Here is a 13,501-nt window from a genome sequence, read left to right as displayed (position 1 = left end):
CCGGCCCGACCCCGGGGGTGCGGACGCTCAGCGCGGGTCGCGACTCTCCGGCGTGTCCGAGGTCCCGTCCTCGACGCCCTCGCGACGGCGGACCTCGAGGCCACGCTCCTCCATCTCCTCGAGCAGCGAGCGCAGCTCGGACCGGACGAAGTCGCGGGTGGCGGCATCACGGAGGGCCAGGCGCAGCGCGGCGACCTCGCGGGTGAGGAACTCGGTGTCGGCGAGGTTGCGCTCGGCCTGGACGCGGTCGCTCTCCATGGCGACCCGGTCGCGGTCGTCCTGCCGGTTCTGCGCGAGGAGGATGAGCGGCGCGGCGTAGCTCGCCTGCAGGCTGAGGATGAGCGTGAGCAGGGTGTAGTTGAGCGAGCGCGGGTCGAACTGGACCGACTCCGGCGCGAAGGTGTTCCACGCGAGCCACACGACGACGAAGACCGACATCCAGATGAGGAAGGTCGGGGTCCCCATGAAGCGCGCGAACCGCTCGGACAGGACCCCGAAGGCCTCCTCGGAGAACACCGACGGGCGCCGGATCAACCGCCGACGGGTGGGCAGCGGCTGGTCGAGCCGGGAGGAGGGACGGTCAGCCACGGGTCACCACGCTCGCTCCGTCCCGCGCGGGCGCCGCGCCCGGCTCGTCCTGGTCGGGGTCGATGTCGTCCTCGGAGATCTCCTCGTGCCGGTCCTCGCGCCAGTCCTCGGGGAGGATGTGGTCGAGGACGTCGTCGACCGTCACCGCGCCGAGCAGGCGCTGGTCCTCGTCGACGACGGGCAGCGAGACGAGGTTGTACGTCGCGAGCGTCCGGGTGACCTCGCCGATGCGGACGTCGACGGCGACCGGCTCGATGTCCTTGTCGAGGAAGTCGCCGACCGCGGCGTGCGGCGGCTCGCGGAGCAGACGCTGGATGTGGAGCATCCCCAGGTACTTGCCCGTCGGGGTCTCGTGCGGCGCCCGGCAGACGTACACGGCCGCGGCCGTCGCGGGGGAGATCTCCTCGCGCCGGACGACGGCGAGCGCCTCCGCGACGGTCGCGTCCGGGCCGAGGATGACCGGCTCGGTCGTCATGAGACCGCCGGCGGTGTTCTCGTCGTACGACAGCAGGCGGCGCAGCGAGCCGGCATCGGCCGGCTCCATGAGACGCAGGAGGCTCTCGGCGCTCTCGGGCGTGAGCTCGGAGAGGAGGTCGGCGGCGTCGTCGGGCTCCATCGCCTCGAGGACGTCGACGGCGCGGGACTGCTTGAGGGTCGCCATGATCTCGACCTGGTCGTCCTCCGGCAGCTCCTGGAGGACGTCGGCGAGCGTGTCGTCGTCGAGCGCGGCGGCGACCTCGGCGCGGCGCTGCGGCGAGAGGTCGTGGATCTGCTCGGCGATGTCGGCGGGCTTGAGGTCGCCCCACGACTCGATGAGCCGGTCGGCGGACTGCTGGCCCGGGGTCGCGGCGAGGCCCGTGACGTCCTCGACCGGGACGACGAAGGTGTCGCCACGCCGCCGGGAGAGCCGCGACAGCGTCGTGCGCGAGCGCCCGAGGCGGCAGAACACCCGCACGATCTCCCAGTCCCGCGTCCGGCCACGCTCGATCGCGACGTCCTCGACCGTCGCGGCGACGAGCTCGCCGTCCTGGAGGGCGGTGACGGGGCGCTCGACGAGCTCCGCGAGGACGAGGGTCTCGGTGCGCCGCTGCTCGAACCGGCGCATGTTCACCAGCCCGGTCGTGATGACCTGGCCGCCCTCGACCGAGGTCACCCTCGTCATGGGGACGAAGACCCGGCGACGTCCGGGGACCTCGACGACGAGCCCGATGACCCGCGGGCGGCGCTTCGGCGGGAAGGTGACGACGACGTCCCGGACCCGGCCGACGCGGTCCCCGAGCGGGTCGAAGACGTCAAGGCTGGCCAGCCTGGCGACGTAGACACGGGTGGGGGCGCTCACGCGGCAAGGCTAACGACGCGCGCAAGTCGAGCGGTCCGCCGTGCGGGCCGTCACGGCGGGCGGCGCGGGTGCGCTGCTACGTTCGAGCGGATCCTCGTCCCCGCACCGGAAGGTCGACCATGCGCAGCGCCAAGGACTTCTTCGCCCCCCTCGCGGTGGGTGCTCCGGCACCGGTCCGAGAGGTGCCGGCCCGCCCGAGCCGGATGATCCACTTCTTCGACCCGAGCAACCCCAAGATGGCCGCGAAGGTCCCGGACATGATCGGGACCGTCGACGTCCTCCTGGGCAACCTCGAGGACGCCGTCAAGGCCGACAAGAAGGAGGCGGCCCGGCAGGGCCTCGTCGACATCGCCAAGGCGACCGACTTCGGCGAGCACACCCAGCTGTGGACGCGGGTCAACGCGCTGGACAGCCCGTGGGTGCTCGACGACCTCACGACGCTCGTCACGCAGATCGGCGACAAGCTCGACGTGATCATGGTCCCGAAGGTCCAGGGCCCCGAGGACATCCACTACGTGGACCGGATCTTGGCCCAGCTCGAGGCGAAGGCGGGCCTGCAGCGGCCGATCCTCGTCCACGCGATCCTCGAGACGGCGCGGGGTGTCGCGAACGTCGAGGCGATCTGCGGGGCGAGCCCCCGGATGCAGGGCATCTCGCTCGGCCCGGCCGACCTCGCGGCCGACCGGCGGATGAAGACGACGCGCGTCGGCGGCGGCCACCCCGGCTACCTCGTTCGCCAGGACCCGCCGAAGGACGCGGACGGCGCCCCGCAGTACGACGCCGAGCGCACCGTCTTCCAGCAGGACCTGTGGCACTACACGATCGCGCGCATGGTCGACGCGTGCGCGATGCACGGGATCTTCCCGTACTACGGCCCGTTCGGGGACATCAAGGACGTCGTCGCGTGCGAGGACCAGTTCCGCAACGCCTTCCTCCTCGGGTGCGTCGGCACGTGGACCCTCCACCCCGTGCAGATCGCCATCGCGAAAAAGGTCTTCTCCCCCTCGGCCGAGGACGTCGCGCACGCCCGCCGCGTCAAGGAGGCGATGGGTGACGGGACCGGCGCCGTCATGCTCGACGGGAAGATGGAGGACGACGCGAGCCTCAAGCAGTGCCTGGTCATCCTCGAGCTCGCCGACCGACTGTCGGCCAACGACCCCGAGCTGGCGGAGCTCTACGCGACGCCCGAGACCACCGAGAACACCGACAACGCGAAGGGCTGAGCGCCATGACGAACGAGTACACCCCCCGCCGCTCGGTCCTCTACATGCCGAGCAGCAACGCCCGCGCCCTGGAGAAGGCCAAGACCCTCCCGGTCGACGCGCTCATCCTCGATCTCGAGGACGCCGTCGGGCCGGACGACAAGCCGGCCGCCCGAGAGGCCGCCTGCGCCGCCGTCACCTCCGGCGAGTACGGCGAGCGCGAGCTGACGATCCGGATCAACGGGATCGGCACGCAGTGGCACGACGAGGACCTCGCCGCGGCCGCGAAGGCCGGCCCCGCCGGGATCGTCGTGCCGAAGGTCGGGACCGCGGACGAGGTCCGCCAGCTCGTCGCCGCGATCAAGCAGGCCGGCGCGCCCGAGCACACGAGGCTGTGGGCGATGGTCGAGACCCCGCAGGCGATCTTCAACGCCCGCGAGATCGCCGCCGCCTCCGACCGGCTCGCCGTCCTCGTCATGGGGACGAACGACCTCGTCAAGGAGCTCCAGGCCGCGCACGTCCCGGGTCGGACCCCGCTGATCACGTCGCTCTCGTGGGCGCTGCTCGCCGCCCGCGAGGCCGGGGTCGCGATCCTCGACGGCGTCTACAACGACGTCAAGGACGCCGAGGGCTTCGCCGCCGAGTGCCGGCAGGGCCGCGAGATGGGCTTCGACGGCAAGACGCTCATCCACCCCGGCCAGGTCGAGGTCTGCAACGAGACCTACGCCCCGAGCGAGAAGGACGTCGAGGAGGCCCGCGGGATCCTGCAGGCGTGGGAGGCGGGCGCCGGCACCGGCGTCGTCACCTACAACGGCAAGATGATCGAGAACCTCCACGTCGACATCGCCCGCCGCGTGCTCGCGACCCACGAGGCGATCATCTCGCGCACGGCCTGACCGCGCCCCTCGCAGCGGCCGGTTCGTGGCATCCTTGACGGTGCCGCCGGACCGGCCGCTGCCGCGTCCGACGGGGTGGACGGCCGCAACCGAGTACCCGTCCTGAGCCGATCGAGAGAAGTGACCGCCATGAGCCTGTCCCGTCGAGTCCTCCTGCGCGGGGCTGGCGCTGCCACCGTCACCGGCGCGCTCGTCGCGACCGGGATGGATCCCGCGGCCGCCGTCACCCGCCCCACCCTGCGCGTCGGCTCGCGCAACCAGTGGGTGCGCAAGCTCCAGTGGCGCCTCTACAGCCACGGCTACTGGCTCGACCGGCGCTACCCCGGCTACTTCGACACGACGACCGCGCAGGCGGTCATGGCGTTCCAGAAGATGCGGGGCCTGACCCGAGACGGCATCTGCGGCCCGGCGACGTGGCGGGCGCTCGACAGCATCACCCGACCGGTCGCCCGGACCAAGAGCGGCAGCATCATCGAGGTCAACAAGCGCCGCCAGGTGATGATCGCGGTCGTCAACGGTCGCGTCGCGTGGGTCTTCAACACGAGCACCGGAGCGCCGAGCACGCCGACGCCGGTCGGGCGCTGGCGCTTCCAGCGCGCGATCAACGGGATGGACCGGTCGCCGCTTGGGACCCTGTGGCGGCCGCGGTACTTCTACCGTGGCTATGCGATCCACGGGTCGCGCTCGATCCCCGGCTACCCGGCCTCCCACGGGTGCGCCCGCCTGCACAACAAGGCGATCGACTTCATCTGGGCGCACAACCTCGCGCCGATCGGCCGCCAGATCTGGATCTACTGACCGGTCGACCCCCGGGCGCGGTCACAGGTCGGCAACGACCGGGGCCGCCCGGGCAACCGGATGCGGCGCGTCGGCGTCGGATCGGGTGATACTGGACGACGGGGCATGCCCGGGCAGGACGAGGGGACCGGATTCATCATGGGGATGACGGCACGGCTGGCGAAGGCTGCGCTCGGGGGAGCGCTTGCCGTGGGCGTCGGGATCGGCGGCGCGGCCGTCGCGGGCAGCACATCGACGGACGCTGCCGCATGGGACCGCATCACGGGGACCTCGAGCCCGACCGGGACGTCGTCGACCTCGTCCACCGGCGGCGACGTCCCGGAGGTCCAGGCATCCCCACCCGCGACGACGGTCGGCCGCACGCCGCTGGGGCCGGGCGACCGCGGGGCCCGGGTGATCCGCCTGCAGAAGCGTCTGACCGAGCTCGGGTACTGGAACGGGAAGGCCGACGGCACGTACGGCGAGCTGACCTCCCAGGCGGTGCTCGCGCTGCAGAAGGCAGCCGACCTCGCGCCCGACGGGGTGGCCGGCAGCAAGACGATGAAGGCGCTCGCCGAGGGCGTCCGCCCGACGACGACGGCCTCGGGCGATCTCGTCGAGATCGACATCAGCTCCCAGCTGCTGCTCGTCGTCCGCGACGGCCGCGTCGCCATGACGTTCAACACGAGCACGGCCTCGGGCGAGACGTACGTCAGTCAGGGCGAGACCCGGGTCGCGTACACCCCCCGGGGCGACTACCGGGTCGGTCGCACGGTGAACGGTCCGGACACGGGGCCGCTCGGGACGTTGTACCGGCCGCGCTACTTCAACGGCGGGTACGCGGTGCACGGTGCCCCGTACATCCCCGGGTACCCCGCCTCGCACGGCTGCGCCCGGCTGAGCAACGCGGCGATGGACATGATCTGGGCGAAGGACCTCATGCCGGTCGGCAGCCGGGTGCTCGTCCACGACTGACGCCCCGGGGCCTGGCGGTGGTCGATGTCACCGCGGGGAGCCTTCCGATGGCCGCGGTCGACGCGGGATACTGGTAGGCAGCCCCATCCCCGACCCGAAGGCGGCGAACCACCGCATGTCCCGACTGCAGACGACCGACGGCCTCACCGAGGAGCAGACCGAGCTGATCAAGCTCGTCCGGGAGTTCGTCGAGGAGCAGATCATTCCCGTCGCCCAGGAGCTCGAGGCGAAGGACGAGTACCCCACCGAGATCGTCGAGGCGATGAAGGAGATGGGGATCTTCGGCCTGATGATCCCCGAGGAGTACGGCGGTCTCGGCGAGTCGCTCCTCACCTACGCGCTGTGCGTCGAGGAGATCGCCCGCGGCTGGATGAGCGTCTCCGGGATCATCAACACCCACTTCATCGTGGCCTACATGCTCCTCAAGCACGGCACGGACGAGCAGAAGCAGCGCTACCTCCCCCGCATGGCCACGGGTGAGATCCGGGGCGCGTTCTCGATGTCCGAGCCGGGCCTGGGGTCCGACGTTGCCGGCATCCGGACCAAGGCCGTCCAGGGCGAGGGCGACGAGTGGACGATCACCGGCCAGAAGATGTGGCTGACCAACGGTGGCTCCGCCAACCTCGTCGCCGTCCTCGTCAAGACCGACCTCGGGGGCGAGCGGCCGCACCAGAACATGACGACGTTCCTCGTCGAGAAGGAGTCGGGCTTCGGTGAGACCGCGCAGGGCGTCACCGTCCCGGGCAAGATCGCGAAGATGGGCTACAAGGGCGTCGACACGACCGAGCTCGTCCTCGAGGGCCACAAGACCACGACGGCCCAGATCCTCGGCGGCGAGCCGGGCAAGGGCTTCTACCAGATGATGGACGGCGTCGAGGTCGGTCGCGTCAACGTCGCCGCGCGCGCGTGCGGCCTGGCCCGTCGTGCGTTCGAGCTCGGCATCTCCTACGCCCAGCAGCGCGAGACCTTCGGCAAGAAGATCGCCGAGCACCAGGGCATCCTCTTCCGGCTCGCCGACATGGGCACGAAGGTCGAGGCCGCGCACCAGATGATGGTCAAGGCCGCCAAGCTCAAGGACCGCGGCGAGCGCAACGACCTCGAGGCCGGGATGGCGAAGTACCTCGCCGCCGAGTACTGCGCCGACGTCGTCGAGCAGAGCTTCCGCATCCACGGTGGTTACGGGTACTCGAAGGAGTACGAGATCGAGCGGCTCTACCGTGAGGCGCCCATGCTCCTCATCGGTGAGGGCACGGCGGAGATCCAGAAGATGATCATCGGCAAGGCGCTGCTCAAGGACTACAAGCTCAAGGGCTGAGCCCGCACGCCGGAGCCCCGGACGTCGGAACCCCGCACCGAACGGTGCGGGGTTCCGACGTTCTCTGAGAGGATCGGGGCATGACCGCCCAGACGACCGCAGCGTCCCTGCCGACCTCCCGTCTCCGCCTCGCCTACCCCATGAGCCTCGGGGTGTTCGACGCCTACGAGGACGCCCAGCGCGCGGTGGACCACCTCGCCGACCACGAGTTCCCCGTCGCCGACGTGATGATCGTCGGCACCGACCTCAAGCAGATCGAGCGGGTCACCGGCCGGCTGACGTGGGGCTCCGTCATCGCCGGTGGCGCGCTGTCGGGCATGTGGCTCGGTCTGTTCATCGGTGTGATCCTCTCGCTCTTCGACGAGGGCCCGATCCTCGCGATCCTGCTGTCGACCGTGCTCACCGGTGCGGTCTTCGGCATCGTCTGGGCGGCGATCGGCTATGCCGTGACCCGCGGCCGCCGTGACTTCACGTCGGTCAGCCAGGTCGTCGCCACCCGGTACGAGGTGCTCACCGAGCACAAGCACGCGGCGATGGGCCGGGAGCTGCTCGCGAAGCTCGACCCTCGGGCGGCGGCGCAGGAGAGGATCCGGGCCGCCCAGGAGGCCGCCCGGCCGCAGCAGTCCGGGGGGCCGGGCCAGCCGCGGGTCTGACCGGCCGACCCGTGACGAGGCCCCGCACGCCACCACGGCGCGCGGGGCCTCGCCGTCTGCTGGTGTGTCCGGGTGCCGGACCCGGGTTTCGCCTGCGGGTGGTGCCGGTTGTACGGTGCTCCCGACATCCATCACGACCGGCTGAGGGACAGGCCCGACGACGCCGGGGCAACCACCCGCGGAGCGATCCGCGGTCACGGTGCCAAGTCCTGCGGTGGTCCTCGGACCGGCCGGCAGATGGATCGCGAGCGGCCCCCGCGGTCGTCGCGATGCACCCGGTACCCGCAGGTCGAGGCGCCCCTCGAACCACGGAAAGGTGCACCCGATGACCACGAGCGAGACGAACCCCACCACCACTGACGCGACCCGCGGCTCGGGCATGACCCGCGGCGTCCGCTCGGGGCTGGAGTCCGACACGCAGTTCGGCGCGGTCGTGCCGCCGCTGCACCTGTCGAGCAACTTCACGTTCGCCGACTTCGCCGAACCCCGGAAGTACGACTACACCCGCAGCGGCAACCCGACCCGGGACCTGCTCGGCGACGCGCTCGCCGACCTCGAGGGTGGGGCCGGCGGCGTCGTCGCCGCGACGGGCCTGGGCGCGATCACCATCGCCGTGCACGCCCTCCTGTCGCCCGGGGGCACCGTCCTGCTCCCGCACGACTGCTACGGCGGCACGTGGCGCCTCTTCGACTCGCTCGGCGCGAAGGAGCACTTCACCGTCATCAGCGTCGACTTCACCGACGAGGAGGCCGTCGCCGCCGCGCTGGGTGCCGAGCAGGCCCCGAAGGTCGTCTGGCTCGAGACCCCCTCGAACCCGCTGCTGCGGATCACCGACGTCGCGAAGGTCGCCGCCGCCGCGAAGGAGGTCGGGGCGCTCGTCGTCGCCGACAACACCTTCCTGTCCCCGGTGTGGCAGCGGCCGATCGAGCTCGGCTGCGACGTGGTCGTCCACTCGACGACGAAGTACCTCAACGGGCACAGCGACGTCGTCGGCGGCGCGGTGGTCAGCGCGACCGCCGAGCTGCACGAGCAGATGGCGTGGTGGGCCAACGTCCTCGGCCTCACCGGCAGCCCGTTCGACAGCTACCAGACGCTGCGGGGCCTGCGGACCCTCCACGTCCGGCTGCGGCAGCACGAGGAGAACACGGCTGCCGTGCTCGAGGCGATCCGCGGGCACCGGGCGCTCGCGCGGGTCAACCACCCTGCCCTGCCCGAGCACCCCGGTCACGAGATCGCCGCCCGGCAGCAGGACGGGTTCGGCGCGATGCTCAGCGTCGAGCTGTCCGGGGGCGAGCCGGCGGTCCGGGCGTTCCTCGACGGGCTGCGCTACTTCAGCCTCGCCGAGTCCCTCGGCGGGGTGGAGTCGCTGGTCGCGCACCCGGCGACGATGACCCACGCGTCGATGACCGCTGAGGCGCGGGAGACGGCCGGGATCGGCGAGGGCCTGCTGCGCTTCTCGATCGGGATCGAGGACCCCGCCGACCTCGTCGCCGACCTCGTCGCGGCGCTCGACCGCGCGGCCGACGCGACGACCTGAGCCGGTTCGGCTGCTCTGGTTCGCCGCGGACTCAGCGGTCGCCGAGCAGGTCAGCGGGACTGGATCCGCGCCATCCAGGCCTCGACGTCGTCGGCCGTCCGGGGGAAGTCCGCCGAGAGGTTGCGGCAGCCGTCCTCGGTGATGACGACGTCGTCCTCGATCCGCACCCCGTTCCCGCGGAAGCGCTCGGGCACCTTGAGGTCGTCGGCCTTGAAGTAGAGCCCGGGCTCGACGGTGAGGACCATGCCGGGGACGAGCTCGGCGTCCATGTACTCCTCGCGCGTGGCGAGCGCGCAGTCGTGGACGTCGATGCCCAGGTGGTGGCTCGTGCCGTGGACCATCCACCGCCGGTGGTACTGGCCGGTCGACGGGTCGAGCGTGCCCTCGACGTCGACGCCCTCGGGCAGCAGGCCCCAGGCGTGGAGGTGCTCGGCGATGACCCGGATCGCCGCCGCGTGGACGTCGCTGAACCGGTTGCCCGGGCGGGCCGCGGCGATCCCGGCCTCCTGCGCGGCGAGCACCGCGTCGTAGATCTCCCGCTGGGCGTCGCTGAACCGTCCCGACACCGGCAGGGTGCGCGTGACGTCCGCGGTGAACAGCGAGTCGACCTCGACCCCGGCGTCGAGCAGCAGGAGGTCGCCCTCGCGCAGCTCGCCGGTGTTCTTGATCCAGTGCAGCGTGTTCGCGTGGTCGCCGGCCGCGCAGATCGAGTCGTACCCGACCCCGTTGCCCTCGTGCCGGGCGTGCAGGCCGAAGACGCCCTCGACCCAGCGCTCGCCGCGGCCGCGGCGCACCGCCTCCGGCAGGTCGGCGATGACCGCCTCGAAGCCGACCTTCGTGGCGTCGACGGCCCGCTGCATCTGCCCGACCTCCCACGCGTCCTTCGTCAGGCGCAGGATGCTGCAGGCGGCGGCGAGCGCGTCGTCGGCCTCGGCCAAGGACTCCTGGTCCGCCCCCTCCTGCACGCGGACCCCGTCGAGCCGCTGCGTCAGCTCCCGGTCGGCGTCGCGGACGAGCCGGACCGTCGTCGCACCGGCGTCCTTGCCGACGTGGGCGTCGAGCTCGGACAGGTGCCGGGTCTCGATGCCGAGCCGCACGGCGAGGTCCTCCAGCGTCGGTCGGACGCCGACCCAGTACTCCCCGTACCGGGGGTCGGCGAAGAACTCTTCGTCCTCCCGCGGCGCCATCGGCCGGAAGTAGAGGACCGGGTCGTGCCCGGCGTCCTCGCGCGGCTCGAGGACGAGCACGGCGTCGGGCTCGGCGTCGGCGGCCCACCCGGTGAGGTGGACGAACGCCGAGTGCGGCCGGAAGACGTAGTCCGTGTCGTTGCTGCGGACCTTGAGCCCGCCGGCCGGCACGACGAGACGATCCCCGGGGAACCGCTGGGAGAGGGCATCGCGGCGGGCCGGGGTGTACGCGGCCACCTCGTCCGCGGTCGAAGCCCCCGGCGGCCGAGGAGCCCAGTCCTGCGCGACGAACTCCCGGAACTGATCGGTCGTCGGGCGTGGGCGGTTGTCGGCCTGGGTCTGCTCCTCGCTCATCGGCTCATCGTGGCACGGGTGGGGGAGCGCGGCCGTAGGGTGCGGGGGGTGCGCCCCGTGATCGACCTCCACAGCCACTCGAGCGCGAGCGACGGCACCGACTCGCCGGCGCAGCTCGTCCGTGCGGCGGCGGCCGCGGGGGTCGACGTCCTCGCCGTCACCGACCACGACACGGCGCTCGGCTGGGCCGACGCGCAGACCGAGGCCGAGCGCGTCGGGATCGAGATCGTCCCCGGGATCGAGGTGTCCTGCACCGACGACGGGCGCAGCGTGCACCTGCTCGGCTACCACCTCGACCCCGAGCACCCCGAGCTCGTCGCCGAGCTCGCGAAGGCCCGCACCTCCCGGGAGACCCGGCTGGAGCGGATGGTCGAGCTCATGATCGAGGACGGCATCCCGATCAGCTGGGACGAGGTCACCGCGCAGATCGGCCCGGGGGCGACCCCGGGGCGTCCGCACATCGCCGACGCGCTCGTCGCCTCGGGCGTCGTCGGGCACCGGGACGAGGCGTTCGCGCGGATGCTCGGCACCGACAGCCCGTACTACGTCCATCACTACGCGATCCCTGCCGTCCGTGGCGTCGAGGTGGTCCGCGCCGCCGGCGGGGTGGCGGTCATCGCGCACCCGTTCGCGGTCTCCCGTGGGCACCGGCACGAGGAGCGGCTCATCGAGGAGATGGCCGCCGCCGGGATGGCGGGCATCGAGGTCGACCACCGCGACCACGACGAGGCCGACCGCCGGCGGCTGCGCGAGCTGGCCGCGGGGCTCGGCCTCCTGGTGACGGGCAGCAGCGACTACCACGGGACCGGCAAGCACAACCGGCTCGCGGAGCACACCACCGAGCCCGAGGTCCTCGAGGCGATCCGTGGGCTCGTCGGAGGCTGAGGTCCCGGCCGGCGGGGGAGAGGCGCTCCCGCTCGAGGGCGTCCCGGCTCCGACGTGGGGCGGGTCGCCCAGCCGCCTGACGACCTTCCTCGACTGCCCGCGCCGCTACCGGCTCGTCTACCTCGACCGGCCCCGGCCCGAGCGTCGCGCGCAGCGGGCGCACACCGCGGTCGGCGTGACGATCCACAACGCGCTGCGGGACTGGTGGGACCTGTCGGTCGTCGACCGGACCCCGTCGGCGGGGGCGCGCCTGGTCCGGGAGGGGTGGAGCGACGTCGGCTTCCTCGACCTCGACCAGTCGGCGCGCCACCGGTCCGCGGCGATGCGCTGGGTCGCGGACTACCTCGCCGGGGTCGACCCGCACGTCGAGCCGCTCGGGGTCGAACGGTCCGTCGCCTTCGTCGACCGGACCCGGACGCTGCGGATGTTCGGGCGGATCGACCGGCTGGACGACCGCGACGGGGAGCTCGTCGTCGTCGACTACAAGACGGGCCGGACCCCGCCGGGGGAGGACGAGGCGCGGACGTCCCTGCCCTTGGCGCTGTACGCCGCGGCGGTGTGGAAGATGTTCCGTCGCCGGTGCGTCGCGGTCGAGCTCCACCACGTCCCGAGCGGCACCGTCGTCCGTCACGAGCACACCGACGACTCGCTCGCGAGGAAGGTCGCCCAAGCCGGACAGATCGCGACCGACGCCGGACGGGCCGATGCCGACCACGCCCGTACGGGGAGCGAGTCGGCGATGTTCGAGCCGAACCCATCCCCGCTGTGCCGGTGGTGCGACGTCCGAGCTCACTGCCCCGAGGGGCAGGCGGTCGGCCCCGAGCACCCGGACTGGGCCGGGCTGCCCGACCTCGACGAGGCGGACAACCCGGCCTGAGCTCCACGGATCACGCGGCATGGGTGCGGAGGTTGCCTCCGGGTGACAGGATCGTCGGGGCGACGGCGCCACGGGGCGCCCGTCCGAGAACGAAGGGTGGCCACGTGGCGCGGAAGAAGAAGGCGGTCGTCGTCTCCGTCGCGAACCAGAAGGGCGGCGTCGCGAAGACGACGAGCACCGCCTCGCTCGGTGCGGCCTTCGCCGAGGGCGGCAAGCGGGTGCTGCTCGTCGACCTCGACGCCCAGGCGTCGCTGACCTTCAGCCTCGGGGTCGACCCCGACCTCGTCGAGACGAGCATCAACGAGGCGCTGCTCGGGCAGTGCGCGCTCGCCGACACGATCATCGGCTGCGACGAGGGGATCGATCTCGTCCCGAGCACGATCGACCTCGCGGGGGCCGAGGCCCAGCTGCTCCCACGGCCCGGTCGGGAGTACGCGCTCCAGAGCGCCCTCGACGAGGTGCTCGGCGACTATGACGTCATCCTCGTCGACTGCAGCCCCTCGCTCGGGGTGCTGACCCTCAACGCCCTCACCGCCAGCCAGGGGCTCATCATCCCGATGTCGTGCGAGATGCTCAGCCACCGCGGCGTCGGCCAGCTCCTCGACACGGTCGCCGACGTCCGCCGCCTGCTCAACAAGAAGCTCACCGTGTGGGGGATCCTCCCGACGATGTACGACGGGCGCAGCAGCCACGCGCGGGAGGTCCTCGCCGACCTCGGGGGGCGGTACGGGGTGCCGGTCCTCGACCCGCCGATCCCGCGCACCGTCCGGTTCGCCGAGGCCCCCGCCATCGGCCGGTCGATCCTGTCGACCTCGCGACGCTCGAAGGGGGCGATCGCCTACCGCGAGGTCGCGACCGGCCTCCTGCCGCGGCTCTGACGGCGGGGCTCCCGCTGTCGGCGCACCGTGAGAGTCTG

At 72.2% G+C, this 13,501-nt stretch carries 13 protein-coding genes and 1 riboswitch; of the genes, 10 read left to right on the top strand and 3 right to left on the bottom strand.

Translation table 11 applies throughout. From position 1 onward, the window contains the following. Positions 1 to 27: 27 nt before the first annotated feature. Entirely contained in the window at positions 28 to 588 is a 561-nt protein-coding gene (locus DAA34_RS00585; RefSeq protein WP_106817164.1) for a DUF1003 domain-containing protein, read from the bottom strand. Then, entirely contained in the window at positions 581 to 1,927 is a 1,347-nt protein-coding gene (locus DAA34_RS00580; RefSeq protein ID WP_106817163.1) for a magnesium transporter MgtE N-terminal domain-containing protein, read from the bottom strand. The genes DAA34_RS00585 and DAA34_RS00580 overlap by 8 nt, the downstream gene beginning before the upstream one ends. A 119-nt stretch (positions 1,928 to 2,046) precedes the next feature. On the opposite strand from DAA34_RS00580, the gene DAA34_RS00575 reads away from it, so the two are divergent. From DAA34_RS00575 to metB, 7 genes are all read left to right on the top strand, one after another. Further along, positions 2,047 to 3,150 carry an HpcH/HpaI aldolase/citrate lyase family protein gene (locus DAA34_RS00575; protein ID WP_106817162.1) on the top strand — a complete coding sequence of 368 codons (1,104 nt, stop codon included), beginning with the start codon at positions 2,047 to 2,049 and terminating at the stop codon, positions 3,148 to 3,150. Positions 3,151 to 3,155: 5 nt separating this feature from the next. Then, positions 3,156 to 4,025: an HpcH/HpaI aldolase/citrate lyase family protein gene (locus tag DAA34_RS00570; protein WP_106817161.1), complete on the top strand. Its 870-nt coding sequence runs from the start codon at positions 3,156 to 3,158 to the stop codon at positions 4,023 to 4,025. 129 nt (positions 4,026 to 4,154) lie between these two features. Next, positions 4,155 to 4,823 carry a L,D-transpeptidase family protein gene (locus DAA34_RS00565; RefSeq protein ID WP_106817160.1) on the top strand — a complete coding sequence of 223 codons (669 nt, stop codon included), beginning with the start codon at positions 4,155 to 4,157 and terminating at the stop codon, positions 4,821 to 4,823. A gap of 105 nt (positions 4,824 to 4,928) precedes the next feature. Further along, positions 4,929 to 5,777 carry a L,D-transpeptidase family protein gene (locus DAA34_RS00560; RefSeq protein WP_234354044.1) on the top strand — a complete coding sequence of 283 codons (849 nt, stop codon included), beginning with the start codon at positions 4,929 to 4,931 and terminating at the stop codon, positions 5,775 to 5,777. A gap of 115 nt (positions 5,778 to 5,892) precedes the next feature. Further along, positions 5,893 to 7,092, top strand: a complete 1,200-nt coding sequence (locus DAA34_RS00555) for an acyl-CoA dehydrogenase family protein (RefSeq protein WP_106817159.1) — start codon at positions 5,893 to 5,895, stop codon at positions 7,090 to 7,092. Between the two features lie 80 nt (positions 7,093 to 7,172). Next, positions 7,173 to 7,745, top strand: a complete 573-nt coding sequence (locus DAA34_RS00550; protein WP_106817158.1) for a general stress protein — start codon at positions 7,173 to 7,175, stop codon at positions 7,743 to 7,745. Positions 7,746 to 7,870: 125 nt separating this feature from the next. After that, positions 7,871 to 7,989, top strand: a riboswitch (SAM riboswitch). A gap of 81 nt (positions 7,990 to 8,070) precedes the next feature. Continuing rightward, positions 8,071 to 9,282, top strand: coding sequence for a cystathionine gamma-synthase (gene metB / locus DAA34_RS00545; protein WP_199847386.1), 1,212 nt, complete (start codon positions 8,071 to 8,073; stop codon positions 9,280 to 9,282). A 50-nt stretch (positions 9,283 to 9,332) separates the two neighbouring features. Here the strand turns inward: metB and DAA34_RS00540 are convergent, their stop codons facing one another. Further along, positions 9,333 to 10,823 (bottom strand): aminopeptidase P family protein, encoded by a 1,491-nt coding sequence (locus tag DAA34_RS00540; RefSeq protein WP_106817157.1) that lies wholly within the window; start codon positions 10,821 to 10,823, stop codon positions 9,333 to 9,335. A 48-nt stretch (positions 10,824 to 10,871) separates the two neighbouring features. Here DAA34_RS00540 and DAA34_RS00535 point away from each other — a divergent pair, with 48 nt between their 5' ends. The 3 genes from DAA34_RS00535 (at position 10,872) to DAA34_RS00525 (ending at position 13,463) form a co-directional block, all read left to right on the top strand. Beyond that, positions 10,872 to 11,708, top strand: coding sequence for a PHP domain-containing protein (locus tag DAA34_RS00535; RefSeq protein WP_325027404.1), 837 nt, complete (start codon positions 10,872 to 10,874; stop codon positions 11,706 to 11,708). Continuing rightward, positions 11,689 to 12,585: a RecB family exonuclease gene (locus DAA34_RS00530; protein ID WP_106817156.1), complete on the top strand. Its 897-nt coding sequence runs from the start codon at positions 11,689 to 11,691 to the stop codon at positions 12,583 to 12,585. The genes DAA34_RS00535 and DAA34_RS00530 overlap by 20 nt, the downstream gene beginning before the upstream one ends. A 104-nt stretch (positions 12,586 to 12,689) precedes the next feature. Beyond that, entirely contained in the window at positions 12,690 to 13,463 is a 774-nt protein-coding gene (locus DAA34_RS00525) for a ParA family protein (protein WP_106817155.1), read from the top strand. The last annotated feature ends 38 nt before the right edge of the window (positions 13,464 to 13,501 follow it).

It is taken from the genome of Janibacter massiliensis (assembly GCF_900289115.1).
Lineage (GTDB): Bacteria > Actinomycetota > Actinomycetes > Actinomycetales > Dermatophilaceae > Janibacter_A > Janibacter_A massiliensis.
The sequence above is the reverse complement of the archived record's forward strand: the minus strand, read 5'-3'. Positions and strand labels throughout refer to the sequence as shown.